Annotated in this window: 20 protein-coding genes and 1 pseudogene; 16 read left to right on the top strand and 5 right to left on the bottom strand. The window is 66.8% G+C overall.

Features of this window, described 5'->3' with window-relative positions; translation table 11 throughout:
- The first annotated feature begins 6 nt into the window (after window positions 1-6).
- From trpB to FFI87_RS25540, 9 genes are all read left to right on the top strand, one after another.
- Complete coding sequence (gene trpB, locus FFI87_RS25585; RefSeq protein WP_138848584.1) at window positions 7-1,200, top strand: tryptophan synthase subunit beta; 1,194 nt, start codon at window positions 7-9, stop codon at window positions 1,198-1,200.
- A gap of 8 nt (window positions 1,201-1,208) precedes the next feature.
- Complete coding sequence (locus FFI87_RS25580; protein ID WP_012365696.1) at window positions 1,209-2,060, top strand: DNA-methyltransferase; 852 nt, start codon at window positions 1,209-1,211, stop codon at window positions 2,058-2,060.
- 87 nt (window positions 2,061-2,147) lie between these two features.
- Window positions 2,148-2,963 (top strand): tryptophan synthase subunit alpha, encoded by an 816-nt coding sequence (gene trpA, locus FFI87_RS25575; protein WP_138848585.1) that lies wholly within the window; start codon window positions 2,148-2,150, stop codon window positions 2,961-2,963.
- A 66-nt stretch (window positions 2,964-3,029) separates the two neighbouring features.
- Window positions 3,030-3,902 carry an acetyl-CoA carboxylase, carboxyltransferase subunit beta gene (accD, locus tag FFI87_RS25570; protein WP_006755101.1) on the top strand — a complete coding sequence of 291 codons (873 nt, stop codon included), beginning with the start codon at window positions 3,030-3,032 and terminating at the stop codon, window positions 3,900-3,902.
- A gap of 100 nt (window positions 3,903-4,002) precedes the next feature.
- Window positions 4,003-5,313 (top strand): bifunctional tetrahydrofolate synthase/dihydrofolate synthase, encoded by a 1,311-nt coding sequence (gene folC / locus FFI87_RS25565; RefSeq protein WP_138848586.1) that lies wholly within the window; start codon window positions 4,003-4,005, stop codon window positions 5,311-5,313.
- Window positions 5,314-5,342: 29 nt separating this feature from the next.
- On the top strand, window positions 5,343-6,191 hold the full coding sequence (locus FFI87_RS25560; protein WP_138848587.1) for an SPOR domain-containing protein: 849 nt from the start codon (window positions 5,343-5,345) through the stop codon (window positions 6,189-6,191).
- A 6-nt stretch (window positions 6,192-6,197) separates the two neighbouring features.
- The gene (locus FFI87_RS25555) at window positions 6,198-6,692 is read left to right on the top strand and encodes a CvpA family protein (protein WP_006755189.1); all 495 of its coding nucleotides are present in this window, start codon (window positions 6,198-6,200) and stop codon (window positions 6,690-6,692) included.
- A gap of 51 nt (window positions 6,693-6,743) precedes the next feature.
- The gene (gene purF / locus FFI87_RS25550; protein WP_006755188.1) at window positions 6,744-8,276 is read left to right on the top strand and encodes an amidophosphoribosyltransferase; all 1,533 of its coding nucleotides are present in this window, start codon (window positions 6,744-6,746) and stop codon (window positions 8,274-8,276) included.
- Between the two features lie 257 nt (window positions 8,277-8,533).
- The gene (locus FFI87_RS25540) at window positions 8,534-9,727 is read left to right on the top strand and encodes an O-succinylhomoserine sulfhydrylase (protein ID WP_041490157.1); all 1,194 of its coding nucleotides are present in this window, start codon (window positions 8,534-8,536) and stop codon (window positions 9,725-9,727) included.
- A 94-nt stretch (window positions 9,728-9,821) separates the two neighbouring features.
- On the opposite strand, the gene FFI87_RS25535 is transcribed toward FFI87_RS25540, so the two are convergent.
- The 3 genes from FFI87_RS25535 to FFI87_RS25525 are packed head-to-tail and all read right to left on the bottom strand — an operon-like array spanning window position 9,822 to window position 12,923.
- Window positions 9,822-10,790, bottom strand: a complete 969-nt coding sequence (locus FFI87_RS25535) for an NAD-dependent epimerase/dehydratase family protein (RefSeq protein ID WP_138848589.1) — start codon at window positions 10,788-10,790, stop codon at window positions 9,822-9,824.
- Window positions 10,777-11,823, bottom strand: a complete 1,047-nt coding sequence (gmd, locus tag FFI87_RS25530) for a GDP-mannose 4,6-dehydratase (RefSeq protein ID WP_138848590.1) — start codon at window positions 11,821-11,823, stop codon at window positions 10,777-10,779. Before gmd ends, FFI87_RS25535 begins: the two co-directional genes overlap by 14 nt.
- Window positions 11,824-11,858: 35 nt before the next feature.
- Window positions 11,859-12,923 carry an acyltransferase family protein gene (locus FFI87_RS25525; protein WP_138848591.1) on the bottom strand — a complete coding sequence of 355 codons (1,065 nt, stop codon included), beginning with the start codon at window positions 12,921-12,923 and terminating at the stop codon, window positions 11,859-11,861.
- A 493-nt stretch (window positions 12,924-13,416) separates the two neighbouring features.
- Between FFI87_RS25525 and FFI87_RS25515 the strand changes: the two genes are divergently transcribed.
- From FFI87_RS25515 to FFI87_RS25505, 3 genes are read left to right on the top strand one after another with little or no spacing between them, the layout of a single operon-like run.
- Window positions 13,417-15,609, top strand: a complete 2,193-nt coding sequence (locus FFI87_RS25515; protein ID WP_186381763.1) for a hypothetical protein — start codon at window positions 13,417-13,419, stop codon at window positions 15,607-15,609.
- Between the two features lie 41 nt (window positions 15,610-15,650).
- Entirely contained in the window at window positions 15,651-17,117 is a 1,467-nt protein-coding gene (locus tag FFI87_RS25510) for an oligosaccharide flippase family protein (protein ID WP_138848594.1), read from the top strand.
- Complete coding sequence (locus FFI87_RS25505) at window positions 17,114-19,573, top strand: glycosyltransferase family 4 protein (protein WP_186381734.1); 2,460 nt, start codon at window positions 17,114-17,116, stop codon at window positions 19,571-19,573. Before FFI87_RS25510 ends, FFI87_RS25505 begins: the two co-directional genes overlap by 4 nt.
- Before the next feature lie 422 nt (window positions 19,574-19,995).
- Here FFI87_RS25505 and FFI87_RS25500 read toward each other — a convergent pair whose 3' ends face one another.
- Complete coding sequence (locus FFI87_RS25500; protein ID WP_012365705.1) at window positions 19,996-21,171, bottom strand: acyltransferase family protein; 1,176 nt, start codon at window positions 21,169-21,171, stop codon at window positions 19,996-19,998.
- Between the two features lie 45 nt (window positions 21,172-21,216).
- On the opposite strand from FFI87_RS25500, the gene FFI87_RS25495 reads away from it, so the two are divergent.
- Together FFI87_RS25495 and galU are read left to right on the top strand one after the other, a co-directional pair.
- Window positions 21,217-21,528 (top strand): hypothetical protein, encoded by a 312-nt coding sequence (locus tag FFI87_RS25495; protein ID WP_138848596.1) that lies wholly within the window; start codon window positions 21,217-21,219, stop codon window positions 21,526-21,528.
- Between the two features lie 229 nt (window positions 21,529-21,757).
- Entirely contained in the window at window positions 21,758-22,645 is an 888-nt protein-coding gene (galU, locus tag FFI87_RS25490) for a UTP--glucose-1-phosphate uridylyltransferase GalU (protein ID WP_006754479.1), read from the top strand.
- Window positions 22,646-23,149: 504 nt separating this feature from the next.
- Here the strand turns inward: galU and FFI87_RS25485 are convergent.
- Complete coding sequence (locus FFI87_RS25485; RefSeq protein WP_138848597.1) at window positions 23,150-24,268, bottom strand: acyltransferase family protein; 1,119 nt, start codon at window positions 24,266-24,268, stop codon at window positions 23,150-23,152.
- Window positions 24,269-24,526: 258 nt separating this feature from the next.
- Here FFI87_RS25485 and FFI87_RS25475 point away from each other — a divergent pair, with 258 nt between their 5' ends.
- Both FFI87_RS25475 and FFI87_RS35385 read left to right on the top strand, forming a co-directional pair.
- The gene (locus FFI87_RS25475) at window positions 24,527-24,976 is read left to right on the top strand and encodes an HU family DNA-binding protein (RefSeq protein WP_006754477.1); all 450 of its coding nucleotides are present in this window, start codon (window positions 24,527-24,529) and stop codon (window positions 24,974-24,976) included.
- Window positions 24,977-25,290: 314 nt separating this feature from the next.
- Window positions 25,291-26,007 (top strand): annotated as a pseudogene (locus tag FFI87_RS35385) (aminoglycoside adenylyltransferase family protein).
- Window positions 26,008-26,123 lie beyond the last annotated feature (116 nt).

The raw sequence follows: 26,123 nt of genomic DNA, 5'->3' as shown, positions 1-26,123 counted from the left end.
GACACCATGTACAACCTTCCTGATGATCACGGCCATTTCGGCCCGTATGGCGGCGTGTTCGTCGCCGAGACGCTGATTCACGCGCTGGACGAACTGCGCACCGCGTATGAAAAATTCCGGAACGACCCCGATTTCGTCGCCGAATACGAGCGCGAACTGAAGCACTTCGTCGGCCGTCCGTCGCCGATCTATCACGCGCAGCGCTGGAGCGAGACGCTCGGCGGCGCGCAGATCTACCTGAAGCGCGAAGATCTGAACCACACCGGCGCGCACAAGATCAACAACGTGATCGGGCAGGCGCTGCTTGCCAAGCGCATGGGCAAGAAGCGCGTGATCGCCGAGACGGGCGCCGGCCAGCACGGCGTCGCGACGGCGACCATCTGCGCGCGCTTCGGGATGGAGTGCATCGTCTACATGGGCGCCGAGGACGTGCGCCGCCAGGCCGCGAACGTCTACCGGATGAAGCTGCTTGGAGCTACGGTCGTGCCGGTCGAATCGGGTTCGCGCACGCTGAAGGACGCGCTGAACGAAGCGATGCGCGACTGGGTCACGAACATCGAAAGCACGTTCTACATCATCGGCACGGTCGCGGGCCCGCACCCGTATCCGGCGATGGTGCGCGACTTCCAGCGCGTGATCGGCGACGAGTGCAAGGTGCAGATGCCGGAACTCGCCGGCCGGCAGCCGGACGCGGTGATTGCATGCGTCGGCGGCGGCTCGAACGCGATGGGCATCTTCTATCCGTATATCGACGACACGTCGGTGCAGCTGATCGGCGTCGAAGCGGCCGGCGACGGCCTCGACACTGGGCGTCACGCGGCGTCGCTGATCGCCGGCAGCCCCGGCGTGCTGCACGGCAACCGCACGTACCTGCTGCAGGACGACAACGGCCAGATCATCGAGACGCATTCGGTGTCGGCCGGCCTCGACTATCCGGGTGTCGGCCCCGAGCACGCATGGCTGAAGGACAGCGGTCGCGCGCAATACGTGCCGATCACCGACGAAGAGGCGCTGAAGGCGTTCCACGACTGCTGCCGGATCGAGGGGATCATCCCCGCGCTCGAGTCGAGCCACGCGATCGCGTATGGCGTGAAGCTCGCGCCGACATTGCCGAAGGACAAGATCCTGCTCGTCAACCTGTCGGGCCGCGGCGACAAGGACATGCACACGGTCGCCGAGCGATCGGGCATCGCGCTCTGACCCGACCGATGCGTGACCTGATCGAAGAACCGGGCGGCGGCGCCGCGAGCGAAGCGGAGGCGGGGCAGCCCGCCGTCGCCGTGCCGTGCGCACTGCCGTCCGGGATCGAACTGCACAACCGCGATTTCATGACCGAAGCCGCGCGCCTGCCGGATGCGTCGATCGACCTGATCGTCGCCGATCCGCCGTACGGGCTCGGCAAGGACTACGGCAACGACTCGGACAAGCGTTCGGGAGACGACTTTCTCGCGTGGACGCGCGAGTGGCTCGAGCTCGCGATTCCGAAGCTCAAGCCGAGCGGCTCGATGTACATCTTCTGCACGTGGCAGTACGCGCCGGAAATCTTCAGCTTCCTGAAGACGCAACTCACGATGGTCAACGAGATCATCTGGGATCGGCGCGTGCCGAGCATGGGCGGCACGACGCGCCGTTTCACGTCGGTGCACGACAACATCGGCTTTTTCGCGGTTTCCAAAGCGTATTACTTCGATCTCGATCCGGTCCGCATCCCGTACGACGCCGATACGAAGAAGGCCCGCTCGCGCAAGCTGTTCGAAGGCAGCAAGTGGCTGGAGATGGGCTACAACCCGAAGGACGTCTGGTCGGTCTCGCGCCTGCATCGGCAGCACGCGGAGCGCGTCGATCATCCGACCCAGAAGCCGCTGGAAATCATCGAGCGGATGGTGCTCGCAAGCTGCCCGCCGGGCGGCCGCGTGCTCGATCCGTTCATGGGCAGCGGCACGACCGCGGTGGCCTGCGCACGGCAGGGGCGCGACTTCGTCGGCTACGAGATCAACGAAAGTTATTGCGCGATCGCGCACGAGCGCGTGAATGCGCTCGCCGTGCAGGCGTGCGCGTGAGTCGCGCCGCCGCAATGCCGATCGCTGCTTGCATGGGACCTGAGTAAGCGCCAAAGCGCTAACTCCGGTCGACAAAGGAAAATTGCCATGAATCGTATCCAGCAGACCTTCGCCGCACTCGCCGAACAAGGCCGCAAGGGCCTGATCCCGTTCATCACGGCCGGTGACCCCGATCCCGCAAAGACGGTCGAGTTCATGCACGCGCTCGCCGAAGGCGGCGCCGACGTGATCGAGCTCGGCGTGCCGTTCTCGGACCCGATGGCCGACGGCCCGGTGATCCAGCGCTCGTCGGAGCGCGCGCTCGCGCGCGGCGTCACGCTCAAGAGCGTGCTCGCCGACGTGAAGCGCTTCCGCGACACCAACCAGACGACCCCCGTCGTGCTGATGGGCTATGCGAACCCGATCGAGCGGATGGGCGTCGACGCGTTCGCGGCCCAGGCGCAGGCCGCCGGCGTCGACGGCGTGCTCGTCGTCGACTATCCGCCCGAGGAAGCCGGCGTGTTCGCCGAGAAAATGCGTGCCGCGCAGATCGATCCGATCTTCCTGCTCGCCCCGACGTCGACCGACGAGCGCATCGCCGACGTGGGCAAGATCGCGAGCGGCTACGTGTACTACGTGTCGCTCAAGGGCGTGACCGGCGCCGGAAATCTGGATGTTTCGAGCATTGCGGGTAAAATCCCGGCCATCAAGTCGCGCGTGCCGGTTCCGGTGGGCGTCGGCTTCGGCATCCGCGACGCCGAAACGGCGCGCGCGGTGGCCGAAGTGTCGGACGCCGTCGTGATCGGCAGCCGCCTGGTGCAACTGCTCGAGAGCGCCGCGCCGGAAGGCGCCGCCGCCGCGCTGAAGACATTCATCGCCGAGCTGCGCGCCGCCCTGGACGGCGCCGGCAAGACGGCGCGATAAACACAACACAGGAGGCGGGAACGGGCCGGTCGGCCCGCCCCGCCACGGAACAGGAAACCATACACGATGAGCTGGCTCGACAAACTGTTGCCGCCGAAGATCAAGCAGACCGACCCGAAAAGCCGCAAGGGCATTCCGGAAGGCCTGTGGGTCAAATGTCCGTCCTGCGAGGCCGTGCTGTACCGCAACGACGTGGACGCGAACCTGCATGTGTGCCCGAAGTGCGATCACCACATGCGCATCGGCGCGCGCGAGCGCCTCGACGGGCTGCTCGATCCGGAAGGCCGCTATGAAATCGGCCAGGAAATCGTGCCGGTCGACTCGCTGAAGTTCAAGGACAGCCGCAAGTACCCCGATCGTCTGAAGGAAGCGATGGACGAGACGGGCGAGACCGACGCGATGGTCGTGATGGGCGGTGCGATCCACACGCTGCCCGTGGTCGCGGCCTGTTTCGAGTTCTCGTTCATGGGCGGCTCGATGGGTTCGGTCGTCGGCGAGCGTTTCGCGCGCGGCGCGCAGAACGCGCTGGAACAGCACGTGCCGTTCATCTGCTTCACGGCGTCGGGCGGCGCACGGATGCAGGAAAGCCTGCTGTCGCTGATGCAGATGGCGAAGACCACCGCGATGCTGACCAAGCTGGCCGAAGCCAAGCTGCCGTTCATCTCGGTGCTGACCGATCCGACGATGGGCGGCGTGTCGGCGAGCTTCGCGTTCCTCGGCGACGTCGTGATTGCGGAACCGAAGGCGCTGATCGGCTTCGCCGGCCCGCGCGTGATCGAGCAGACGGTTCGCGAGAAGCTGCCGGAAGGCTTCCAGCGCGCGGAATTCCTGCTGACGACGGGCGCGATCGACATGATCGTCGACCGCCGCAAGATGCGCGACGAGATCGCGCAGCTGCTCGCGCTGCTGCAGCGACAGCCGGCCGACGCGCTGGCCTGATCGGCGCGGCGTTGTGACCTGCGCGCGTCGCCCGGCTGAACCGCCGGGCGGCGCGTTTCGTTTTCTGGCGTAGTGGTGGTACCGATTCAGATTTGATCCGATGAGCACTTTTCCCACTCTCGACGCGTGGCTTTCGCATCTCGAACGCGCGCACCCGGTCGGCATCGACATGGGCCTCACCCGCATCGGGCAGGTCAAGGCGGCGCTGCAGCTCGAATTCGCGTGCCCCGTGATCACGGTCGGCGGCACGAACGGCAAGGGCTCGACCTGCGCGTTCCTCGAGGCGATCCTCGTTCACGCGGGATACAAGGTCGGTTGCCACACGTCGCCGCACCTGCTCGAATTCGCCGAGCGCGCGCGCGTGAACGGGCAGCAGGTCAGCGATGCCGACCTGCTGCCGCACTTCGAAGCCGTCGAAGCGGCGCGCACGTCGCTGCTCGAGCCGGTGTCGCTGACGTACTTCGAATTCACGACGCTCGCGATCCTGCACCTGTTCGCGTCGCGCGGGCTCGACGTCGTGATCCTCGAAGTCGGCCTCGGCGGCCGGCTCGACGCGGTCAACATCATCGATACCGACTGCGCGATCGTCACGAGCATCGACATCGACCACACCGAATACCTCGGCGACACGCGCGAGAAGATCGCGTTCGAGAAGGCGGGCATCTTCCGCGCGGGCAAGCCGGCGATCTGCGGCGATCCCGCCGTGCCGAACACGCTGATCGACCATGCCGCCGCAATCGGCGCGGACCTGTGGCTGGTCGGTCGCGATTTTCGCTATGAGGCGCAGCCGGGCGCGGAGCGCCAGCAATGGAGCTACCTCGGCCGTGACAAGCGCTATCCGGCGCTCGCGTACCCGGCGCTGCGCGGCGCGAACCAGCTGATCAATGCGTCGGCCGCGCTGGCGGCGCTCGAGGCGCTGCGCCCGGTGCTGCCGGTGTCCGCGCAGGACATCCGGCTCGGGCTCGCGAACGTCGAGCTGCCGGGGCGCTTCCAGGTGCTGCCGGGCAAGCCGGCGATCGTGCTCGACGTCGCGCACAACCCGCATGCGGCGGCCGTGCTCGAACAGAATCTCGGCAACATGGGCTTCTTCCCGTACACGTACGCGGTGTTCGGCGCGATGCACGACAAGGACATCGACGGCGTGCTGCGGCACCTGGCGGGGGAGGTCGATCACTGGTGCGTGACCGACCTGCCGCTGCCGCGCGCGGCGAGCGCGGAGCAACTCGAAGCCGCGCTGCGCAAGGCCGGCGTGGAAGACGGGCCCGATTCGAGCGTCACGCGGTTCGCGTCGCCGGCGGAAGCATTTCGAGATGCACTAAAAAGAGCATCCGAGAATGATAGAATCGTGGTTTTCGGCAGTTTCCATACGGTGGCCGGTGTGATGGCCTACCGGAAATCGCAGCAACACTGACTGTCGGGCAGTTTCGGACTCAGCCATTCATGGGAATTTTCTCGTTCGGCAAGAAAGACGACGACGCGCCCACCCGGCGCGGCGGTCGTACCGGGGCCTCCCGGAACGTGCGCACGGAGCGCACTGAACGCGTCGAGCGACGCACGCGCCGCACCGAGCGTCCGGAATCGGACGCACTGCTTCTCGATCCGACCCTTCCTGAAAAGCAACGCGCCCGCCGGCGTCTCGTCGGCGCGATCGCGCTCGTCGTCGGCGCGGTGATCGTGCTGCCGATGGTGCTCGATTCGCACCCGAAGCCGGTGACGGACGACATCGCGATCGATATTCCGAACCGGCCGGCGCATCAGGCGGTCGCGCCGCGTGACGACGATGCGGCCGACGTGCAGGCGGGCGTCGCGCACGACGAGCCGCCGGCCTCCGATGTCGCGGTGGCGGCCGCGCCCGCCCCGGCGCCGAAGGAAGCGGCCAAGCCGGCCGCGAAACCCGATGCCACGACCTCGACGACCACCGCAAGCGTGACGCCGCCGAAGCCCGCTGCGAAGCCGGCCGCCCCCGCGGCGAAGCCGGTCGCGCCGAAGCCGGCGCCGGCGCCCGCGACGGTCGCGAACGCCGACGCCGCGGCCGACAGCGGCGACGCGTCGTCGCCGGCATCGCCGGCCGGTGCGCGCTTCGCGGTGCAGCTCGGTTCGTTCAAGGACGACACGACGGCCCGTTCGTGGGCCACCAAGTTGAAATCGGCGGGTGTGCCCGCATATGTCGAGCATCGCAAGCAGGCGGACGGCAGCACGGCTACACTGCTGCGTGCCGGCCCGTTTGCGGATCGCGCGGCGGCGTCAGCCGCGATCGCGAAGGTGCGCGAAGCCGGACTGACGCAGTAGCGTGCGATGCTGACGGCTTTCGACTACGCTGTATTGGCGGTAATCGCGTTGTCTGCGCTGCGTGGCGCATGGCGCGGTTTCGTCTCGGAGATTTTCGGGTTGATCGGCTGGATCGTGGCGGTCGTGATCGCGGCACGCTACGTTGGGCTGGTGGTGCCGTATATTCCGGCGAACTGGCCGGGCGGCGCGCTCACCCAGTGGGTGCTCGCGTTCGCGCTGATCGTGATCGGCGTCGTGTTCGTCGCGGGTGTCGCGAACGCGCTGTTGTCGCGGATCGCGCAGGCGACGGGCCTCGGTGGAGTCGATCGCTCGCTGGGCATGATGTTCGGGCTCGTCCGCGGCTGCGTGCTGGTGGTGCTGCTGGTCGCGGCGGCCGGGCTGACCGAATTGCCCAAACAGGATTTCTGGCGCAATGCGCTCTTGCGTCCTTTCGCCGAACAGGGCGTGCACGAGCTGAAGCAGCTCCTGCCCGACGGCATGGCCCAGTACGTGCGCGTGTGACGCCGCGGCCGGGCAGGACGGAACCGATTTTGTCATCTTGAAGGACATGCCATGTGCGGCATCGTAGGCGTTATCTCCCAATCCCCTGTCAATCAGCTGATCTATGACAGCCTGCTGCTGCTGCAGCATCGCGGTCAGGACGCAGCGGGCATCGCGACGGCGGACGGCAGCAATTTCCACATGTACAAGGCGAACGGCATGGTGCGCGACGTGTTCCGCACGCGCAACATGCGCAGCCTGCCCGGCACCTTCGGCATTGGCCAGGTCCGCTATCCGACGGCCGGCTCGGCGTCGAGCGAAGCCGAGGCGCAGCCGTTCTACGTGAACGCGCCGTTCGGGATCATCCTCGCGCACAACGGCAACCTGACGAACTGGGAACAACTGAAGGACGAAATGTTCCGGATCGATCGCCGGCACATCAACACCAATTCCGACAGCGAAGTGCTGCTCAACGTGTTCGCACACGAGCTGCAACTGTCGACGACCGGCCTCGAGCTCGATCCGGCCGCCGTATTCAAGGCGGTCGCGGGCGTGCATCGCCGCCTGGAGGGTTCGTACGCGATCGTGTCGCTGATCGCCGGCTACGGCCTGCTCGCGTTCCGCGATCCGTTCGGCATCCGCCCGCTGTGCCTCGGCAAGCTCGAAACCGAACACGGCACGGAATGGATGGTCGCGTCGGAGTCGGTGGCGGTCGAAGGCATCGGTTTCGAATTCGTGCGCGACGTGCAGCCGGGCGAAGCGATCTTCATCGACAAGGCCGGCAACTTCCACAGCCAGCAATGCGCGGAGCAGCCGACGCTGAATCCGTGCATGTTCGAGTACGTGTATCTCGCCCGTCCGGATTCGTGCCTCGACGGCGTGCCCGTCTACAACGTGCGCCTGCGCATGGGCGACTACCTCGCCGAGAAGATCAAGCGCGAGCTGCCGAACGTGCCGATCGACGTCGTGATGCCGATTCCCGATTCGTCGCGCCCGGCTGCGATGCAGGTCGCCGCGAAGCTCGGCGTCGAGTATCGCGAAGGCTTCTTCAAGAACCGCTACGTCGGCCGCACCTTCATCATGCCGGGCCAGGCCGTGCGCAAGAAGTCGGTGCGCCAGAAGCTCAATGCGATGAGCATCGAGTTCAAGGACAAGAACGTGCTGATCGTCGATGATTCGATCGTGCGCGGCACGACCTCGCACGAGATCGTGCAGATGGCGCGCGATGCGGGCGCGAAGTCGGTGATCTTCGCGTCGGCGGCGCCGCCGGTGAAGTTCCCGAACGTGTACGGCATCGACATGCCGACGCGCGGCGAGCTGGTCGCACACGGCCGCACCGACGACGAAGTCGCGAAGATCATCGGCGCCGACCACCTGATCTACCAGGACGTCGACGACCTGCGCCGCGCGGTGCGCGACATCAACCCGAAGCTCGAACGCTTCGAGGCGTCGTGCTTCGACGGCAACTACATCACCGGCGCCGTGACGCCCGAGTACCTCGATGCGATCGAGCGCGCACGTCTCGCACCGGCGTCGCAGGCCGATCGCGACACGGCCGGCGACACCGCGCGTTCGCAGATGAACCTGCAGCTGTCGGTCGAGTGATGCCGGCGCACGCTTCCGAGGAAGCGTGCTAGGATGTGGCCTTGCGTCGATTTGATTCAGCTTGCGGACGCGGGGCGACTTCCCAAAACAGCTAAAGCGAAGGCCGGCGAGAGCCGGCCCGAGTCGATCGCTGTCGTACCGCACCGAAGCCCGCTGATGCCGACGCATAGCGGGCTTTTTGTTTTGGCCTGGTTTTTGGCTGGGTTCGCGCCCGATGCATGACCGGCGGCGCGACCCTCGAATACGGAAAACGGAACATGGACGACTCCCTCAACTTCGACACGCTCGCCGTGCGCGCGGGCACGCTGCGTAGCAGCGACTTCAACGAGCACTCGGAAGCGCTGTTCCTCACGTCGAGCTTCTGCTTCAAGAGCGCGGCCGAGGCCGCCGAGCGCTTCGCGAATTCGGAAGACTATTTCACCTATTCGCGCTTCACGAACCCGACCGTCACCATGTTCCAGGATCGTCTCGCCGCGCTCGAAGGCGGCGAGGCCTGCATCGCGACGGCGTCGGGCATGGCCGCGATCATGTCGGTCGTGATGTCCGCGCTGCAGGCGGGCGATCACCTCGTCAGCTCGCGCAGCCTGTTCGGCTCGACGCTCGGGATGTTCTCGCAGATCTTCAGCAAGTTCGGCATCACGACGACCTTCGTCGACCCGACCGACCTGAACGCCTGGCAGGAAGCGGTGCGGCCCGAAACGAAGATGTTCTTCCTCGAAACGCCGTCGAACCCGCTGACCGAACTCGCCGACATCGAGGCGATCGGCAAGATCGCGAAGGCGGCGAACGCGCTGTTCGTCGTCGACAACTGTTTCTGCAGCCCGGTGCTGCAGCAGCCGCTGAAGCTCGGCGCGGACGTCGTGATGCACTCGGCGACGAAGTTCCTCGACGGGCAGGGCCGCGTGCTCGGCGGCGCGCTGGTCGGCTCGAAGGCATTCATCATGGGCAAGGTGTTCCCGTTCGTGCGCAGCGCGGGCCCGACGTTGTCGGCGTTCAACGCATGGGTGCTGCTGAAGGGGATGGAAACGCTGTCGCTGCGCGTCGAGAAGCAGTCGGCGAATGCGCTGGAAATCGCACGCTGGCTCGATTCGCATCCGGCCGTCGCGCGCGTGTTCTATCCGGGGCTCGAATCGCACCCGCAGCATGAGCTCGCGAAGCGTCAGCAGAAGGCGGGCGGCGCGATCGTCTCGTTCGAGCTGAAGGGCGACACGCCGGAGCAGCAGCGCGCGAACGCGTGGCGCGTGATCGACAGCACGAAGCTGATTTCGATCACCGGCAACCTCGGCGACACGCGCACGACGATCACGCATCCGGCGACGACGACGCACGCACGCATCACGCCGGAAGCGCGTGCGGCCGCGGGCATCACCGAAGGGTTGATCCGCCTCGCGGTCGGCCTGGAGGATGCGGGCGACCTGCGCCGCGATCTTACGCGCGGCCTCGAGGGCTGAGCGCGGCGGCAGGTTTTTCACGGCCGACATGACAACGGGCCGCTCGACAGAGCGGCCCGTTGTCTTTTGACCGGCGACGCGCGCGTTGCCGGAATCAGCCGGCCTGCGCGGGCTGCCGCGGCACGTCGCGCATCGCTTCCATCATCCAGCGCAGCGTGTCGTCGAGCGGCGTCACGGGCAATTCGCCCACCGCGCGCCGCAGCTTGTCGCGCGATCCGCTGAGGCTCTTTACTTCGTTGTGCCGCACGAAACGCGGATCGATCGTCACGTCGATCACGTAGCCGGCGATCCGCGCCAGCATCGCCAGCACTTCCTTCAGCGAATACGCGCGTTCCGAGCAGACGTTGAACGTCTCGCCGGCCGGGGCCGCCTCGAGCAGCTTCAGGTAGGCGGCCGTCACGTCGCGCACGTCGGAGAAATCGCGGCTCACGTCGAGATTGCCGAGCGAGATGCGCGGGGCGTTGCGCGCATAGTGCGACACGAGCTTCGGCAGCAGATACGCATCGTCCTGGCCGACGCCCGTGTAATTGAACGGGCGCGCGATCACGATCGGCAGCTGGTCGGCCCACAGCTTCGCCGCGTATTCCATCGCGAGCTTGCTGACCGCGTAGTCGTTCGCGGGCGCGGGCGGAACCGCTTCGTCGAGCACGCCGGCCGTCGAATTGCCGTAGATGTTCGCGCTGCTGGCGAGCAGGACCGCCGACGGACGGTGGTCGAGGCCCGCGAGCGCGGCCAGCAGGTTGCGCGTGCCGACGATGTTGACCGCGTAGGTTTGCGACGGCTCGTCTTGCGCGACATGCGCGCGCGCGGCGAGATGCACGACCGCATCGGGCCGCGCGTCGGCCGCCGCCGCGCGCATCGCGTTCGCGTCGAGCAGGTCGACCGGCAGCAGCGTGCAGTTCGCGAACGCCGGATCGTCCGGCCGCGCCGCGCCGGGCGCCACGGTGCCCCACACGTCGTAGCCGGCGGCTTCGAGGCGCTGGGCCATGTAGCGGCCGGTGAAGCCTGTGAGGCCCGTGACGAACGCGCGGCGCGACGGGCGTCCGGCTTCAGTACGTGTCATGGTGACGATTCCGCGTCAGATCGGCTTCGACCATCATCTGGCAGAGCTGCTCGAGCGTCGTCTCCGGCGCCCAGCCCAGCTTGCTTTTTGCTTTGTCCGCGCAGCCGATCAGCAGGTCGACTTCGGCGGGGCGGTAGAACTTCGGGTTCACTTCGACGAGCACGTTGCTGTTAGACGCGTCGATGCCGCGCTCCTGCTCGCCCTTGCCGGTCCATTCGAGCTGGTAACCAGCGGCCGCGAACGCCATCCGCACGAAGTCGCGCACGGTCTCGGTGCGGTTGGTCGCGAGCACGTAGGTGTCGGGCTCGTCGACCTGCAGCATCCGCCACATTCCTTCGACGTACTCGAGCGCGAAGCCCCAGTCGCGCTTCGCGTCGAGGTTGCCGAGCTCGAGCTTGGTCGCCTTGCCGAGCCGGATCTTCGCGACGGTGTCGGTGATCTTGCGCGTGACGAACTCGCGGCCGCGCAGCGGCGATTCGTGGTTGAACAGGATGCCGCTGCAGCCGAACAGATCGTAGGACTCACGGTAATTCACGGTCATCCAGTGCGCGTACAGCTTCGCGACGCCGTACGGGCTGCGCGGGTAGAACGCGGTCGTTTCCGTCTGCGGGATCGCCTGCACCTTGCCGAACATCTCGGACGTCGACGCCTGGTAGAAGCGCGTCTTGGGGCTCACCACGCGAATCGCCTCGAGCAGGTTCAGCGGGCCGATGCCCGTGACTTCGGCGGTCGTCGCCGGCTGGTCGAACGACACGCCGACGAAGCTCTGCGCGGCCAGGTTGTACAGCTCGTCGGGTTGCGTGCGTTCGAGCAATCGCAGGCTCGAGCCGGCATCCGTCAGGTCGTGCTCGACGAGCGACAGGTTCGGGTGCGTGTCGACGCCGAGTTCGGCGATGCGCCAGAAGTTCACCGAGCTGGTGCGGCGGTAGGTGCCCGTGACCTCGTAGCCCTTGTCGAGCAGCAGCTTGGTCAGATAGGCGCCGTCCTGCCCCGTGATCCCCGTGATGATGGCCTTCTTGCGGTTTTGGCTCATGGCAATGTCCTGGTCGAAACGATGGATTGAGAAAGTCAGGCGGTCGTGCGCGCGGCGGCGGGCAGGGTGTTGCGCGCCGGGCCGCGTGTCAGGCGTCGCTCGAAGCCGTACCAGCTGAGCGTGGCGTAGGCGAGCGTGATCGCGAGGGCAAGCGCGGCCGTGACGAAGCGGTTCAGGTGCAGCGGCCAGAGCGCATACAGCACGCTCAGGTGAATCAGGTAGACGGTGTAGCTGACGGCGCCGACGTACACGAGCAGCGGGTTCGTCAGCACGCGCTGCACGAGGCCGCGTCCGCGCAGCGCGATCACGACGATCGACGTGCACAGCAGCAGCGAGATGCTGTAGAGCGCGGCATTCGAGATCGGCGTGTTCGCCGCGCGAAAACGCGGGAACGACAGGTGCAGCCAGCCGAGGATCGCGAGCGACACGAGCGCGCCGACGATCGCGAGCGGATAGAACGGGTCCAGCGCGCGCCGGTCGCGGCGCAGCACGATCGCGAGCAGCGCGCCCGCCGCGAGCAGGTCCATTCGGAACGGCGTCAGGTAGTAGATCGGCCAGAACGAATCGAACCACGGCGTCGCGATCGCGCGCAGCACGGGCGCCGCGACGATCAGCGCGGCGGCGATCCACAGCAGCGCGCGCTCCGAACACCACAGCACGACGAACGGCCAGAAGATGTAGAACTGCTCCTCGACGGCGAGCGACCACAGCACGTTCAGGCTGTCGTGCCCGATGCTGCCGAGCGACAGCCCGATGTTGGTCGAGAAGAACGCGAACCACGGCCAGTGCGGCAGCCAGCTCGCGCCGAACAGCAGCGTCGACACGACGAGCAGCAGCACGTACGGCGGCAGGATCCGGCGCACGCGGCGCGCGTAGAAGTGGCTGAAGTACGACTGCCCGCGCGCCTTGCGATCGAGCAGGATGCCCGTGATCAGCAGGCCGCTCAGCACGAAGAACAGGTCGACGCCCATCCACAGCGGCGCCTTCAGCGCGTGCTGCAGGAACACGGCGCCGACGGCGATCGCGCGCAGCCCGTCGAGCTGCACGATGCGGCCGTGTTGCGGCGGGGCGAGGTCGGCGGTGCGCGAGATGCCCGTCATCGCGCCGCTCCTTCGCGACGCGCGGCCGGTGCCGTGGCGCGCCGTGCATCCGATGCGTGAACGTAATCCATGCGTTTGAATGAAATATTGAATCGAAATCGATTCTAGGGAAAAGAAATCGGCAAAAAAACGCATGTCATTTATCCGGCCGATAACCTTCAAATACCGGTCGTTTCAATCGCGACATGAAAGGTTTGCACGCGGGCGCTCCGTCGGGCGTGCCGGAGCGGCATTTTCTACGGATCGGCTCGTGAAAGGCGGTCGTTATTTCCGCTTCGCGGCGGCTATTTCGCGCTGTTCCGGCGCGATATTTCACGCGGAAACATCCCCAAATATTTCCAAATTTCTTGTGATTATTTTTGCTTGTAACCTGCATCGCGACGTTTGAAACCCATTTAGTGACAGGGCATCCGGGCACGCAGTCCGCCATGGTGCCCCGTTGCTGTTTGCATCGAGTCTGGAGAGCGCATTGCGACGTCTGATTCTGGTTGGCATGACGGTATGCGCGGCGCTGCTGTCCGTGAGCGCCGCCCCGGCTGAAACCGTGTTGCCCGCGACCACGTCGTGGATCGGCAACACGTTCGGCTATGGCGACGGCAGCTGGACGCAGATCGACATTCGCGCGATCGCGGTGACGCCCGACGGCAAGGTGTATACGAACGCGCCGTGGGACGAGAGCGGCGCCGAGGCGAGCGTCTACCAGGACGGCAAGATGCTCGGCTTCGCCGGCGGCACGCACGGCTGGGGCAACCTCGGCGGCAACGCGGTCGCGGTGAACGGTAAGTACGCGTACGTCGCGATCGGCGTCGGCAACGAGCGCGGCCATCTGCAGTCGCCCGGCATCTGGCCGGACAAGGGCAAGCAGTGGTTCGGCATTTCGCGGCGCACGATCGGCGACATGAAGCAGCCGGCGCCGTTTCGCGCGGCGCCGCAGGTCGCGCCGGGCGGGCGCGCCGATGCCGGCCGCGCGCGGATGGCCGCGAGCTTCATGGTGATGAACGAGGTGGCGGCCCCCGCGCGCTCGGAGGTGGGCGAGGCGAAGGCCGAAGTGGGCGGCCTCGCGGCGGACGACAAGACGCTGTTCGCGACGAACCCGTCGCATGATGAAGTCGACGTGTACGACGCCGAGACGATGCAGAAGAAGGGCACGTGGAGTGCGCACGAGCCGGGCCGCATCGCGCTGGCCGGCGACGGCACGCTGTGGCTGCTCACCGACACGATAGGCGGGCCCGCGCATCTCGTGCACGTGCGCGCGGACGGCCGCAAGCTCGACGACGCGCCCGCGCTGCCCGAAGGCACCGAAGCGGTGGACGTGGCGGTCGATGCGAAAGGACGCGTGCTGGTGGCGGACAACGGTGCGCGCCAGCAAGTGCTGATCTTCTCGAAAGGCGGCAAGGGCTATGCGCCGTCCGGCACGCTCGGCGAGCGCGGCGGGATCTTCGCGGGCCCGGTGCCGGGACGCCCGGGGCCGCAGCGCTTCAACGGGCTGACGGGCGTGGGCGTGGATCGCGCGGGCAACGTGTACGTGTCGATGAACGGCATCGGGCCGCGTCACGACACGATCGGCGCGGGGCTCGGCGCGGTGCTCGAGAGCTATACGCCGGACGGCAAGCTGCGCTGGCAGGTGCAGGGGCTGCTGTTCGTCGACGGCGCGTGGATCGATCCCGCCCGGCCGAACAGCGTGTATACGGGCAACAAGCGCTTCGAGCTCGACCTGTCGAAGCCGCCGGGCCAGGACTGGAAATACGCCGGATTCCTGTCGAACCGCTTCAAGTATCCGGACGATCCCGTGTTCCACACGGACCAGTATCCCGGCATGCCGTTCGCGCGGCGCGTCGACGGCCGCACGTTCCTGTACCTGACCGACATGTACGCCGACCATCTGAAGATCTACCGCTTCGAGAAGCGCGACGGCGAGGTCGCGATTCCGTCGGGCCTGATCGCGGGCCGCGCGCGGCCGGTGGACAAGGTGCCGAACAAGCCGCCGGGCGGCGACTGGCTGTGGCGCGACGCGAACGGCAACGGCCGGCTCGACGCCGACGAATTCACGATCAACACGACCGGCAAGGCGAAGGCGGGCGGCTGGGGCTGGTGGGTCGACACGAAGGGCGACATCTGGCGCACGAGCGACGTGCGCGGGATCCATCGCTTCGGCTACGGCGGCGTCGACAAGGCCGGCAACCCGATCTACTCGTACGACAAGGTCACGACCTACCCGATGCCGCAGCCGTTCACGCAGCTGCGCCGTTCGATCTACGACGCGCAGACGGACACGCTGTACGTGACGGGCTACACGGCCGACGCGCCGCCGCAGCCGGGCATCAACAAGGAAGTCGGCCGCGTGCTGGTGCGTTTCGACAAGTGGTCGACCGGCTCGCCGGTTGTGCGCTACACGGTCGCGCTGCCGTGGCAGCTCGATGCGAAGCCGATCCTCGACCTGATCGGGATCACCGTCGAGGGCCGCTACATCTTCACGGTGGAGCCGGTCGGCAAGATCCACGTGTATGACAAGGAAACCGGCAAGGAAGTCGGCGTGATGAGCCCGGGCGCCGAGGTCGGCAAGGCGTCGGGCTGGGTCGACGTGCCGTTCGGCATCAGCGCGTTCCGGCGCGAGAACGGCGAATACCTGGTGTTCGTCGAGGAAGACGCGCGCGGCAAGGTGCTGATGTATCGCTGGAAACCGTGACGCGACGCACCGTCGTCGTCGCCGTCACACAAGGCAGAAGCATGGACAAAGGCATACTCAAGAACGTTTCGATCAACTTCATCGGGCTGATCCTGCCGACCTTCGTGTCGCTGGTGACGGTGCCCGCCTATATCCACGCGCTGGGTGTCGAACGCTATGGCGTCGTCAGCCTCGTGTGGACGCTGATCGGCTATTTCGGAATCCTCGATCTCGGGATGAGCATGGCCGCGCAGAACCACATCTCGAAGGCGCTCGCGAGCGGCAACGCGGACGAAAGCGCGCGGGTCTTCTGGAGCGCGTTCTGGCTGAACCTCGGCACCGGCATCGTGGGCGGCCTGCTGATCTATTTCGGCGCGTTCGTCTACACCGCGTATTTCACGAAGGTGTCGGCAGCGATGCAGCACGAGGTGTATCTCGCGCTGCCGTGGCTCGCGCTCGCGATTCCGCTCGCGAACGTGTCGTGGGTGTTCGCCGGCGCGATCAACGGCGCCGAACGGTTCGGCGTGTTCAACACGAACCAGACGATCGGCACGTTCCTGTTCCAGCTGCTGCCGCTCGCCGCCGCGTGGTGGATCGCGCCGAACCTGCAGACGGTGCTGGCGGCCGCGGTCGTCGCGCGGCTCGTCGCGGCGGTGATGCTCGGTCACGCGAGCATCAAGGTGCTCGGGATCCGGCGCATCGACCCGCCGCAGTGGGGCACCGCGAAAGGGCTGTTCAACTTCGGCGGCTGGATGCTGATCGCGAGCACGACCAGCATGATCGCCGACACGCTCGATCGCGTGATGCTCGGCGCCGGCATGGGCGCGAAGTTCGTCACCTACTACACGGTGCCGCAGAACCTCGTCACGCGCCTGAACATGCTGCCGAACGCGCTGGTGCGCACGCTGTTCCCGCGCCTGTCGGCGGTCGGCCGCGATCACGCCGACACGCTCGCGCGCCAGTCGCTCGAATTCCTGAACGGCGTGTTCACGCCGGTCGGCATCGTCGCGATCTTCGCGCTCGCGCCGTTCCTCACGCTGTGGGTCGGCGCCGATCTCGCCGCGCATTCCGCGCCGGTCGGCCGCGTGCTGGTGATCAGCGTATGGCTGGTCGGCCAGGCGAGCGTCACGCGCATCCTGATCCAGTCGCAGGTCAACCCGGCCCGCGCGGCGTTCGCCGGGCTCGTCGAGATGCCGTTCTTCGTCGGCGGCCTGTGGTTCGGCATTCATCACTTCGGGCTGATCGGCGCGGCGGTGGTCGTCGCCGCCCGCGCGCTGGTCGACTACGGCGTGCTGCTTTACCTGTCCGCAATCCGGATGCGCGCGATCGTGCTCGACATGCTCGCGCATCTCGCCTTCCTGCTCGCGAGCCTGTTTCTCGCGCAAGCGTGGTCGGGGCTCGGCGAGTCGATCGGCCTGTGCGCGGTCGTGCTGCTGCTGAACCTTGCGTGGTCGCTCACGATGACGCCGGGGCTGCGCGCGCTCGTGCGCGACCTGTTCGTCCGTCTCAATGCGAGGAAAACCGTATGAATCGCGATCTGGCGGAACACGCCATCCTGAACGTGGCCGCGGCGGACGCTGCCGTGGCCGAAGCCGGCGCCACCGCGTTGCGCCGGACCGAAGCGGCCGCGCCGGCGGGCGCACGCGATGCGTCGCGTCCGCTGCGCGTGGCGATCGTCCACGACTGGCTCGTCACGTACGCGGGCGCCGAGCGCGTGCTCGAACAGATCGTCGCGTGCTTTCCCGACGCGGACCTGTTCAGCCTCGTCGATTTTCTCGACGATCGCGCGTTCGTGCGCGGCAAGCCGGTGACGACCTCGTTCATCCAGAAACTGCCGTTCGCGCGCACCAAGTACCGCAGCTACCTGCCGCTGATGCCGCTCGCGATCGAGCAGCTCGACGTGTCGGACTACGACCTCGTGATCTCCAGCAGCCATGCGGTCGCGAAGGGCGTGCTGACCGGGCCGGACCAGATGCACATCAGCTACGTGCATTCGCCGATCCGCTATGCGTGGGATCTGCAGCACCAGTATCTGGAACAGTCGAACCTCACGCACGGGCCGAAATCGCTGCTCGCGCGGATGATCCTGCATTACATCCGCAACTGGGACACGCGCACCGCGAACGCGGTGGACGGGTTCGTCGCGAACTCCGCGTTCATCGCGCGACGCATCCGCAAGGTGTATCACCGCGACGCGGCGGTGATCTTCCCGCCGGTCGACGTCGACGGCTTTTCGCTGAACGCGGTGAAGGACGATTTCTACCTGACCGCGTCGCGGATGGTGCCGTACAAGAAGATCGACCTGATCGTCGAGGCCTTCTCGCGCACGCCGGAGCGCAAGCTCGTCGTGATCGGCGACGGCCCGGAGATGCAGAAGATCCGCGCGAAGGCCGGCCCGAACGTCGAGATCATGGGCTACCAGCCGTTCGCGGTGCTGCACGACCGGATGCGCCGCGCGAAGGCGTTCGTGTTCGCGGCCGAGGAGGATTTCGGGATTTCGGTGGTCGAGGCGCAGGCGTGCGGCACGCCCGTGATCGCGTACGGCAAGGGCGGTGCGCTCGAAACCGTGCTCGAGCCGCGCTCGCACGCGAACCCCACCGGCCTGTTCTTCGACGAGCAGACGCCGCACGCGATCGTCGCGGCGGTCGACGATTTCGAGCGCGCGCCGCAGCGTTTCACGCCGCACGCGTGCCGTGCGAATGCTGAGCGCTTCTCCGCCGACACGTTCCGCCGGCGTTTTCTCGATTATGTGGAGGCCGCGCTGCCCGGCGCGACCGCGCAGCGCGGCAGCGCCGCGCCGATGCCGGCCGCGCACGGCCCGGCGACGCTGGTGCTGGACCAGAGCGGCGTGCTCGGCGGGGCGGAGCTGTCGCTGCTGGAGATCATGAAGCACATGCGCGCGAACGCCGACGTACTGCTGTTCGACGACGGCCCGTTCCGCGCGGCGCTCGACGAGATCGGCGCACGCGTCGACGTGCTCGATCAGGGCGCGCTCGCCGGCGTGCGCAAGCAGGGTGGCGTGTCGGTGGGCGCGTTGAAGCGGCTCGCCGGGCTGGTGCGCGACGTCGCACGGCGCGCCCGCCGCGCCGAGGTGATCTACGCGAACACGCAGCGCGCGATGGTGGTCGCGGCGCTGGCCGGGCGGCTCGCGCGCAAGCCGGTGGTGTGGCACCTGCGCGACATCGTCAGCGGCGACCATTTCGGCAGCAAGCAACTGATGGCGATCAAGTACTGCGCGCGGTTCGGCGTCACGCGCGTGATCGCGAACTCGGACGCGTCCGCGCAGGCGTTCCGCGCGCTGACGGGCTTCACGCCGCAGCACGTCGACGTCGTGTTCAACGGCATTTCGGCTGAACCGTTCGATGCGCTGGACCAGGCCAGCCAGGCCGCGCTGCGCGCGCGCTTCGGGCTGCCCGAGCACGCATGGCTGGTCGGCTCGTTCAGCCGCCTCGCGCACTGGAAGGGGCAGCACCTGCTGCTGGAGGCGGCGGCACGCCATCCCGACATGCACGTGGTGCTGGTCGGCGCCCCGCTGTTCGGCGAGGACGAATATGCGGCGCAACTGCATGAGATCGTCGCGCGTCACGGGATGGACGGCCGCGTCCATTTCCTCGGGTTCCAGCGCGATGTCGCCGCGTGCATGAAGGCGGTCGACGTGGTCGCGCATACGTCGATCACGCCGGAGCCGTTCGGGCGGGTGATCGTCGAGGGGATGCTCGCGCGGCGGCCGGTGGTCGCGGCCCGCGCGGGCGGGGTCGTGGAGATCATCGAGGATGGTGAAAACGGGCTGCTCTGCGAGCCGGGCAACGCGGCCGCACTGGCCGATGCGCTGGGCCGGCTGAAGCACGACGCCGCGCTGCGCGAGCGGCTCGTCGCGAGCGGGCGGGCGACCGCGGTGCGCCGGTTCGGCACCGAAACCTATGTGGAGCGGGTCGAGAAGATTCTCGCGGATACGGCGAAGGCCGCGAAGGCGAAGAAGCGGTAGGCGCGGCGCGTTGCGACGCGCGATGCGTCGGGAAACGAGCCCTCATGCGGTGTCGTGCTGCATGGGGGCTTTGCTTTTGGGGGGCGTGCGCTTGTCGCGCGGTCGGGCGACGCGTGTCGGGATGGGGCCGTGATGCGGCGCTCGCGCAGGGATCATCGAGCGCGGCTGTCGCCCGCGCCATGATCGCTTGACGGAACGCCATGAGCGGCGCCGTGTGGTCATGGCGCGTAGCTGGCGAGGGGTTGGCGACGCGACGGTAGTGCAGCCGCCCTGACGGCCATCTGGCTCGATTGGGATGCTTGCTACCGGGTACCCTTGCCGCGACCCCGCGCGTGAATGGATCCCTGCGCCCGTCCCGCCCCTGAAAAAGCCCCGCGCAGCCTGAGGCCGGGCGGGGGCGATGAGGGTGCGAGTGGCGCCGCTCAGGCAGCCTGTTCAGGAGCCGGCGCGACGACGCGAGCGGTGCGCGTCGGCTTCAGGCTCGCCGACCACATCATCGCCGGGCGTTCGAACAGCCGGTAGAACACGTAGGCGACCGGAATCGCGGCGGCCATGAACGCGAACGACGGCCAGATCGACAGTTGCAGTTCGGAATGGAACAGCACCGAACCGAGGCAGACGAACAGCGGCAGGTGGACGAGGTACAGCGAATAGCTGAAGTCGCCGAACCAGCCGAGCACGCGCAGCAGCGGCGTCGGGCGCGGCGGGCACGCGAGCGCGCGGTACAGGAAGCACGCGAAGCCGCCCGCCCACAGCTGGAACGCGCCGTACTGGCCGATATGGAACGCGCCGCAGCCCGCGGCCAGCAGCACGGCGGCCGCGAGGTACCACGCGCGCGACGGCACCGCGGCCGGGCCGTGTGCCGGCTGCGCGCGCACGTCGGCGATCCACGCGCCGATCGTCCAGGACAGCCAGTACGACGTGAAGAACTGCAGGTCGTGCCGTTCGAGCAGCCATGCCGACGCGACGTTGACGAGCGCGACGGTCGCCACGATGGCTGGCATCCCGATGCGCCGGCGCAGCGCGAACAGCAGCGGGTAGATCGCATAGAACTGCACTTCGAGCGACAGCGTCCACAGTGCCCCGTTCGACCCGTACGTGTAGCCGGCGACGCCCTGCAGCGAGAACAGGTTCACGAGGAACGCGGTGAGGCCGACGTCGCGGATCTTGTGGCTCACGGGCGCGATCTGCAGGCTGACCGCATCCATCGCGAGCGTGAACAGCAGCGCGGCGAGCAGCACCGGGTAGATCCGGGCGAAGCGACGCGCCCAGAAGTTCGTGGCGTCGAGCCGGTACGCGGGGTTGGCCGCGAGCTTGAGCGCCGCGTTGCGGTGGATGCAATAGCCGCTGATCACGAAGAAGATCGGCACGCCGGCGGATCCCCACGCGAACGGGAAGGTCAGGTAGCCGACGATCACGCTCGGGTCGAGCGCATGACCGTAAGCGCGATGGAAGCTCTGCATGCCGACCCAGACGACCTGGCGGCAATGGAAATAGGCGACGAGCAACGCCGCGAACCCGCGCATCGCGTCGATCACGTGTTCCTTGTGGTCGGCGACGGGCGGCGCGGTCAAAGGCGATCCGCTGGAAGCTTGCATGCGATTCGAGTCCTTGCGACGGATGAAGGGGATGGTCCAATCGTAATGCGCAAGAATTCGATCGAATCAATAAAAAAATCCGACCGCGAAATAATGGTATTTCAGATGGTGGTTTTAGCCGGCTCTGAAAGCGGTTTGGCAGCCGCTACAATTATTTGCGGATTTTTTTCTGATAGTTTGAAGCTCCAGTTGATTGAAGCAAGGAGCGGCAAGATGGACATGCATTGGATCGCTAGCGCGGCTGTACTGCTGGTCATGGCCGTGCTGTCGGCGTACCGCGAGGCGCTGCAGAACGAGCCGATTCGCCCCGGTCTCGAGCGGGGCGGCGTCCCGTTTATCGAGGAATTCGATTCGTAAGAATTTGTATCCGGAAAATCGGTAATTTGTTTCTGCTTCGGTAATCGGGTCGGCAATATCGACCGAATCAGCGGATTATCTATTATTCCGGAAACATGGGCAATCGTTCCATATCGAAAATGAGCGGAGTGGAATTGGCCGTGCCGTCGATTCTCGATATGCCGTTCGGAAAACAATCGCGCCGGGTCGCAGGGCGACGCGGCGCAGTCAACGCAATCAGGATGCGAACATGTTGAAAGTCACCAGGGCCGTGTTTCCCGTTGCCGGTCTCGGCACGCGGTTCCTCCCGGCAACGAAGGCGAGCCCGAAGGAAATGCTGCCCGTCGTCGACAAGCCGCTGATCCAGTACGCGGTCGAGGAAGCGATCAACGCCGGTATTACCGAGATGATCTTCGTGACGGGGCGCAGCAAGCGCGCGATCGAGGATCACTTCGACAAGTCCTACGAGATCGAGGCCGAACTCGAGGCGCGCGGCAAGGAAAAGCTGCTCGAGCTCGTGCGCGGCATCAAGCCGAGCCACGTGAACTGCTTCTACGTGCGCCAGCCGGAAGCGCTCGGCCTCGGCCATGCGGTGTTGTGCGCGGAAAAGCTCGTGCACGGCGAGCCGTTCGCGGTGATCCTCGCCGACGACCTGCTGCACGGCGAACAGCCGGTGCTCAAGCAGCTCGTCGACGTGTTCGACCACTATCACAGCTCGGTGATCGGGGTCGAGACGATCCCGCGCGAGGACAGCCGCTCGTACGGCGTCGTCGAAGGTCGCGAGTGGGAAGAGGACATCATCAAGCTGTCGGGCATCATCGAGAAGCCGGCGCCGGAAGACGCGCCGTCGAACCTCGGCGTGGTCGGCCGCTACGTATTCATGCCGACGATCTTCGATCATCTGCGCAAGCTCAAGCCGGGCGCCGGCGGCGAACTGCAGCTGACCGACGCCGTCCAGTCGCTGCTCGCGAACGAACAGGTGCTCGCGTATCGCTACTTCGGCACGCGTTTCGATTGCGGCAGCAAGATCGGTTATCTCAAGGCGACCGTCGAGCTCGCGCTCCAGCATCCGGAAGTGAGCCGCGAATTCGAGGCGTACCTGCGTACCTGCCTGCCCGCGCTGGCTGCTGTCGCATAAGCAGCCACGCTGCTCCGCTGTTTCAGGTGGTGGTTGTTCCGTTGGCCCCGGCTGCCTTGTGCGCCGGGGCTTTTTTGCGTGTGGGCGAAGCGCGACGGACGCGCGGTGCGGGGTAGTCGTCGCGGTCGAATTCGGCGGGATCGAACCGGGGCGTTGGTGGCGATTCCGGTGGGCCGTAACGCGCGAGCCGGTTTTCGCGTGGATGGTGCGCATTGCGTTGGCTGCCGGACGCCGCGGCGATGAAACCGGCGCTGACGTGCCGCTTGCGCGCGGATTCAGGGGCGAAGGTTGCGAGGGGCGATTGTCGTCGTTGATGCTGGGCCGGTGTGTCGCTTCGCGGTGGATGTCGACGAAGCGCCACGTTGGCGCAGCGGCACTTTCATTCGCCGACGTGATGCGAGTTCCCCGACGGACGAACGGGGCTGGCGGCCGCACCGTTTCGGTGCCCGGCGTCGCAGGCCCAACGCATGTTTTCCGCTTGCGTCGCCCGGATGACTGATCCCTTCAGCGCGGCGACGTGCTCGGCCGCGTGACGAAGTAGCGGGCCAGCATCGCGGCGACCGGCTTCTTGAAGTCGAGCAGGCGCCGTTCCAGATAGCGCCACGACAGATGGGCAAGCAGCACGGCGAGCGCGAACTGCAGCAGTTCGGGCAGCGCTTCCCGGACGATGCCGGGCATCGGCACGTGTGCGAACAGCGCGGGCATCTCGCCGAAACGTGTCGGAATCAGGTTGTGGAACAGGTAGAAGCCGTAGCTGATCGTGCCGAGATAGACGAGCGGCGCCCGGTCGAGCAGCGCCACGGCCGGATGGTCGGGCTCGGTGACGATCCACAGCATCAGCGCGCCGAGCGACACGGACAGCCCGAGATCCACGAGCCCCGAGGCGATGTCCGGTAGCGCCGTGAACGCGGGCAGCGTGAGGAAGAACACGACGCCGACGGCCGCGAGCCAGCCGGGCGGAATGCGGCGGACGACGGTCGGGCCGCGATCGGCGAGCGCAATCGCACCGACGCCGCCGAGCGCGATCAGCGCGAAATTCCACGGGGAAAACGCGTAGATCAGCACCGGCGACGCGTCGAACGCGTACAGCGCGAGATGCGCGAGCGCGCACAGGGCGACGGCCGCGACGCCGAGCGCGACGTGGCGCGCGGCCGGTACCGCGAGCAGCGTGAGCGGCGCGATCAGATAGAACTGCTGTTCGACGGCGAGGCTCCAGAAGTGCGACGTGGAGCCCGGCCAGCCGTCCTTGACGACGCCGATCCAGTAGTTCGACAGGAACGCGGCGTGCCACGGGAGCCCGAGATTGACGCCGCGCTGGTAGAACAGCGCGTGCGCGATCGCGAGCGCGGCGAGCAGCAGGTAGTAGACGGGAAAGATTCGCAGCGCGCGCTTCGCGAGGAACAGCGCGAGCGCGTGGCGGCGGCCCATCGTGCCGCATTCGATCGCCTGACGGTTGCGATGCAGTTCGCCGACGATCAGGAACCCGCTGATGAAGAAAAACGTCCACACACCGAGCTTGCCCACGTCGACAGCGAGGACGTGGCCCTTGTGGGACAGGAAAACGAGGATGACGGCGATGGCTCGCAGGCCGTCGAGTCCTTTGACGTATCTGACTTCGCGCATGAAGACATCCGGGGCACTGAGCGAGGTCAGTATAGGTGTGCAAATATCGAACGTAATTCGCGTTCGGACGTATACGTGAAGGTGTTTTTTGACGTTCGACCGCGGATGAAGTCGGTCGCGCGCAACAAAACCTGCGGGAAACCCCGCGAAAACGCATAAAAGTACTGCACGAAGCGTCGAGGCGCTTGTAGAATCCGGCGTTGAAGCGCGCGCGTTGCACGCTTCGTGTATCCAACGACCACACCTGGTAGGAGAAACATGGCGACTTCCGCAAAAAAGGTGGCCAAGAAGGCTGCCGCACCGGCCACCAAGAAAGTGGCTGCAAAAAAGGCTGCGCCCGCGAAGAAAGTAGTGGCCAAGAAGGCTGTCGCGAAGGCAGCACCGGCTGCTCCGACGCCGCTGAAGGACAAGTTCACGAAGGCATCGCTCGCAACGCACATCGCTGAGCGTGCAGCTGTCGAAGTGAAGGCGGTCAAGGCAGTGCTCACCGCACTCGAGAACGTCGTGCTGGGCTCGGTTCACAAGAAGGGCGCAGGCGAGTTCACGCTGCCGGGTCTGCTGAAGATCACGGCGCAAGTCGTGCCGGCGAAGAAGAAGCGCTTCGGCAAGGATCCGTTCACGGGCGAAGAGCGCTGGTTCCCGGCAAAGCCGGCCAGCGTGCGCGTGAAGGCACGTGCGCTGAAGAAGCTGAAGGACGCGGCTGCGTAATGCCGCGTAACGGCCGCCGAATGCAAGTCGGCGACCGTTGCGATGTCCGACGGTCCCCGTACGCGAAAGCGTGCGGGGATTTTTATTGCGCTGCGCAAAGCGGGCGGGGCGAGGTTGGGGTGCGAGGATGCGGCATGACGTTGGTGCGCATCCTGTGCCTTGGGCTGTTCGTGCAGATGGCTGGATCGCTACGTGCGAGCGGCGCGCGCAGTTTTCCAGCGCTGTGCGTTGCGCGGGTCTCGCGTCATGAACGCGGCGATCGTTCCCGTCGAGTTGCCGGCCAGCAGGCTGCCGCGTGCGCCGCGTGCGCTGCGATCGAACGGCATCTCGGCACGACGCTGCTGCCGATGCATCTGTTCGGCTAAGCGCTCGACGGCGGGTGAAACCGCGCAGCGACATCGACCTGCTGATGACCGGCTGCGGCATCGCCGGACGAAGCGGCGCGGTGTGGTGCGCGCTGATGGTCGACGTGCTCGATGTGTCGGCGTTGCCGGGGAGCACTGCGCACATGCGCGCGCTGGAAGCGACGATCGTCATGCGCGGCGACATGGCGACGTAGTGCCGTGGTGTCATCCGGCGCGACGCGCGCTCCAGTTCGGCGCGTGGCTGCGCCGCGAGCTATGCGCGGGCCTCGTTGACCCGCCGTGCGTCGCCCACGATCGGGCGATCCTGTTGACGAAGAGCCGGCGGCACGACGTTGCGCTGCTCGGGCCGCGCGCGGCCGCGTGGTTCGAGCCGGTGCCCGCGCGCGACTTCGTCGTCGCGCTGCTGGCCACTGTCGCGCAGTGGCATGCCGAGCGGGACTGGCGCGGCGACGAATACGCGGGCGTGCTTGCGCACACACGCATCCAGTAAAGCGCCGCAACCGGCAGGATCGCGCCGAAGGAATTCGCGGCGGCGCAGGTACTGGCGCGCTTGCCCGACGCGTGCCGCCCCGTTCCGTCGCCGCGCGCACCGTCTATCAGCACGGTGACGGCGCCGATGAACTGCCGTCACCCGAACCGGTCGCCGCATTCGTGTGCGGGGCGTGACGGATCGTCGAAGCGATGCTGTCGACGTAGCGGTGTACGAACGGCCGCGACCTTGCGATTGCGTCGCGGCGCGATGCAATCCGTCGAAGCGTGTGGTCATTGCGCGGCCCACGCGC

It is taken from the genome of Burkholderia sp. KBS0801, from assembly GCF_005937855.2.
GTDB lineage: Bacteria > Pseudomonadota > Gammaproteobacteria > Burkholderiales > Burkholderiaceae > Burkholderia > Burkholderia ambifaria.
Note: the sequence above shows the minus strand (reverse complement) of the source record. Positions and strands in the feature narration are given on the sequence as shown.